The organism is Streptomyces sp. NPDC059456 (assembly GCF_042750055.1).
Taxonomy (GTDB): Bacteria; Actinomycetota; Actinomycetes; order Streptomycetales; family Streptomycetaceae; genus Streptomyces.
In genome coordinates this window covers 1-3,526 of the sequence record NZ_JBHYVA010000353.1, presented here as the reverse complement: position 1 = coordinate 3,526, position 3,526 = coordinate 1, and the positions used below count along the sequence as shown (strand labels likewise).

The 3,526-nt window shown below is 76.0% G+C and carries 4 protein-coding genes; all 4 read right to left on the bottom strand.

Annotated features, from left to right (window positions below; genetic code table 11):
- Positions 1 to 161: 161 nt before the first annotated feature.
- Complete coding sequence (locus tag ACFXA3_RS26380) at positions 162 to 554, bottom strand: hypothetical protein (protein ID WP_385190781.1); 393 nt, start codon at positions 552 to 554, stop codon at positions 162 to 164.
- Between the two features lie 93 nt (positions 555 to 647).
- A complete protein-coding gene (locus ACFXA3_RS26375; protein WP_385190772.1) occupies positions 648 to 1,253 on the bottom strand; it encodes a hypothetical protein in 606 nt (201 codons plus the stop codon).
- A 190-nt stretch (positions 1,254 to 1,443) separates the two neighbouring features.
- Positions 1,444 to 1,854 (bottom strand): peptidase inhibitor family I36 protein, encoded by a 411-nt coding sequence (locus ACFXA3_RS26370; protein WP_385190771.1) that lies wholly within the window; start codon positions 1,852 to 1,854, stop codon positions 1,444 to 1,446.
- A 170-nt stretch (positions 1,855 to 2,024) separates the two neighbouring features.
- Positions 2,025 to 3,299: a PucR family transcriptional regulator gene (locus ACFXA3_RS26365; RefSeq protein WP_385190769.1), complete on the bottom strand. Its 1,275-nt coding sequence runs from the start codon at positions 3,297 to 3,299 to the stop codon at positions 2,025 to 2,027.
- Positions 3,300 to 3,526 lie beyond the last annotated feature (227 nt).

Genomic DNA, 3,526 nt, shown 5'->3' with positions numbered 1-3,526 from the left:
GCGGGCGGGGCCGCGGTCTCTCCCCCCCCCCCCCGGCCGCCCCCCCACCCCCCCCCCGCCCCGCCCCCCCCCCGGCCAAGGGTTAGCCCCGGCCAGGGCCGGCCCCGGCCCCTGCGCGGGCCGCTTCCGGAGGGCGGGGCCCACGGGCACGGCTGCACCCGTCATGCCGCGCCGCCGCGCAGGAGGCGGCGCCGGCGGGTCCGTTCCGTCCACAGGCAGGTGGTGGCCAGTACGGTCACCGCGACGGCCGCCCACACGGGCCAGGCAGCCCAGGCCGCGGCCACGGCGGCGACCAGCTGGAGCAGGACGAGACCCACGGTGACCGCCCCCGGGACGGGGACGATCACCTGGTTCTTGTCCCCGGGAGTCGCGAACACCGTCGGCAGCCCGATCAGCAGCACCACGGAGGCCACCGCCGCCACGACCGACCAGGGCGCCAGCGCCCACGGTGTGGCCACCCACGCGCACAGCTCGGTCGCGAACCTCAGCGCCGGCGCCGGGTCGGCCCCTCCCGCACCCCGGCCGCGCGCTTGCGCCCCCGCCTCGTCCGCCATCTCGGACATCCCCCTCCGGTCGTGCACCGTGCCGCGCCGCGCACACTGTACGGGGGGAGCGCGAGGCCCATGCCACGGCAGGGTCCGCCGGTGTCAGGCGCTCAGACCGGCCCGCCTGAGCGACACCCGGGACAGGTCGCCGATGGCCCGCTCGTCGCCGCGCCGCCATGCGTCGGCGAGACCTCCCGGCGGCACCGGCACCGCGGCCAGGTCCTTCACCGGCCCGGTCAGGGCCCGCAGGGCCAAGAGGTCGGCGCCACCCGGGGAGTCGAGCAGCCCGCGGATCCGGGCGCTGCGCCGGATCCAGCGCACGCGCGGCGGGAGCCAGACCACCAGCACCAGCCCCACGGAGAAGACGATCAGGGCGAACGCCGTCAGATCGGCCATCCGGCCCACCGCGTCCTGCATCGACTGCCCGGCGTCCGACAGCCCGCGCCCGGCCTCGGCGGCGGACTGCAGCGGCTTCTTCAGGACGCCCCCGATCAGCGGTACGTTCGACGCCGCGTCCCCCGCATCGGCGAGGCCGGACGCGAGGCCGCCGCTCGCGTCCTCCAACTCCCGCCCCGGCGCGGCCAGGAGCATGATCCCGTCATGGACGGCCAGCGCGAACCTCACCGCGACCGCCACCAGCAGCACGGCGGTCAGATCGGCCAGCACCTGCCGGATACGACGTGCGCGGGTCTGGGCGTAAAGACGCATCGGGTGCTCCTGTTCCGGCGGCATCGACGACGGACCGGTCGCTCCGTGACCGGGTGGGGCGCGACCGCCCGGACGGTATGCCACGGCCCTTCGCCCGACCGTACGCCGCCCCCGGCCCCGTGGGGCCCCTCTCGGTGCTTATGCCGCCGCCGGGGTCACACCGCTGCGCCGGCCGGCAGGCCGTCCGTGTTCAGGACAGCCGGCACGTGTGGAAGCGGTCGGAGCGGACGTTCCCGAACGACGCGGGGAGCCGGGCGATCCCCTGGTCCGGGCGGATGGTCCGACTCTGCCCGCGATACTCGGTGCCGCTGTACACGGTCACGCACCGACCCCAGAGCCGGCCGTCCCGGCGCCACGTCCCGGCCGCGTTCCACACGGACGTGCCGCCGTTGAAGCCGACGTACGCGGTCGTTTCCGGGTACCGCGGCATGTCCTGCCGGACGAAGCTCGCGACGCCGGTGTAGTCGGGGCCGGTCCAGCCGCACACCCAGCCGGAGGGGCAGGGCTCGGACGGGGTCGGGGCGGCCTGAGCCGAAGCGGCGCAGGGGGCGAGGGCGAGGGCGCAGCAGGCCGCGCAGACGGCCAGGGTGCGGACGGACACGGGGTCACCGCCTGTCTCCGGGAGGCCGCAGGCCCGAGGGTCTGCGGATGCCGTTCCATCGCACCTCCGTTCCGCCTTGATCGCACCACCGCGCGCCGTGCCGGGGGCCGGGCCGTCGCCGCCCGTGACCGGTCGGCGGCGCAGCGCAACCGCACGGCGGCCGGTCCCGGTCAGCCCGCGTCGGGCCGGCCCCGCCGTTCGGCGTCGTGCGCGGCCAGTGCGGCGCGCAGCGTCAGGGCGTCGGCGCCGCGGGCGGCGTCCAGCCCGGTGAACTCGGTCGCCTTCCGCAGCCGGTAGTCCACCGTGTTCGGGTGGACGTTGAGCCGGGCGGCGGTCCGGCGCCGGTCCAGGCTGCACGCGAGGAACGCGCGCAGCGTGACGAGCAGCTCGGGGCGCGCATCGAGCGGGTCGAGCAGTGCGGCCAGTGCCTCCCGGGCCGGGCCGGGGCGGCTCAGCTGGTATTCGAGCAGCACGTCGTCCAGCAGGTGCAGTCCGGGGCCGCGGCCGGACGCCTGCGCCACCTCGCGCACCTCACCGGCCAGCCGGGCGGCCTCCGCGACGCCCTCGGGTGCCGCCGCCGCGGCCGCGGCCACCAGCTCGGCACCGCACATCCGGCCGAGCTGCCCGACCAGCAGGGAGAGCCGGTCCCGGTCCGCACGGCCGAAGTCGGCGGCCGGTGTCTCGTACGGGATGAGTATCAGCCCGCCGTCACCGGACAGCACGGACAACGGGACTCCCGTCGTCTGCCGCTGCAACTCGTTGCGCAGCCGCCGGAGTTTGCGGCGCGCCGCCACCGAGTGGTTCACCCCGGGCACCAGTTCGTCCGGGTGCGGTCCCACCGAGACGCTCAGCACCAGGTAGCTGGGCGGCAGGCGGATGCCCGCGCGGTCGGCGGCGGCCTGCGGGCTGCCGCCCTCCAGCAGCCGCGACAGCAGCGACTGTAAGGCGACCTGCTCGTCGCTGAGCGCCGTCTGCCGCTCCTGCACGTACCCGGCCGCGACCTCGCAGGTCACCAGCCGCAGGAACGCGAGCATGTGGCGCTGGACCAGCAGCACATCGCCCAGGTCGCCCGGTTCGGCCGCCGAGAAGACCTGGGCGGCGCACTCCTCGGCACCCAGGTGGTAGGCACCGACCACGGCCTCCAGCGGCACCCCCTCGTCGGCACGCCGGGCCGAGGACTCGCGGATCGCCGCCGCTTCGGCCTGTCCCGGCAGTTCGCCCGTCGACAGCACCGCCGCGAAGCTCCGGATGCCGCGGGTCACCTGCTTGGCGATGTCGCCGCCCAGGTGTTCCGCCGGCAGCGTTCCGTATACGGGAAGCCGTTCGACGAGCCGGACCATCACCGCGCGCTCCAACGCCCCTGCGGCGTCCTGGAGTCGCTTGTGGACCGGCACGCCGGCGAACTGCGGCACCGGGTCGCGTTCCACGGCGTTGGATCCGGTCACAATCCACCTCGCACATCTCTGTTCCCCGCCCCGGAGACGTGGCCGCATACCGGCCCCATGATGTTTCCGGGACATCACCTACTGGTTGGTAACACTACTGGCTGGTGCATGGCCGGATGTGGCGGACCGCGGCCGCATCGCACCGCAATCCCCTGCCGGGGGCCGGCCCCCCCCCCCCGTTCCGCCCCCCATAGCCGCCGCGGGGGGGGGGGTGAGGCCCCCCCCCC

Bases quoted from the DNA above. Each gene is read 5' to 3' on its own strand.
- ACFXA3_RS26375 (WP_385190772.1), bottom strand. From the start codon at position 1,253: ATGCGTCTTTACGCCCAGACCCGCGCACGTCGTATCCGGCAGGTGCTG.
- ACFXA3_RS26380 (WP_385190781.1), bottom strand. From the start codon at position 554: ATGGCGGACGAGGCGGGGGCGCAAGCGCGCGGCCGGGGTGCGGGAGGG.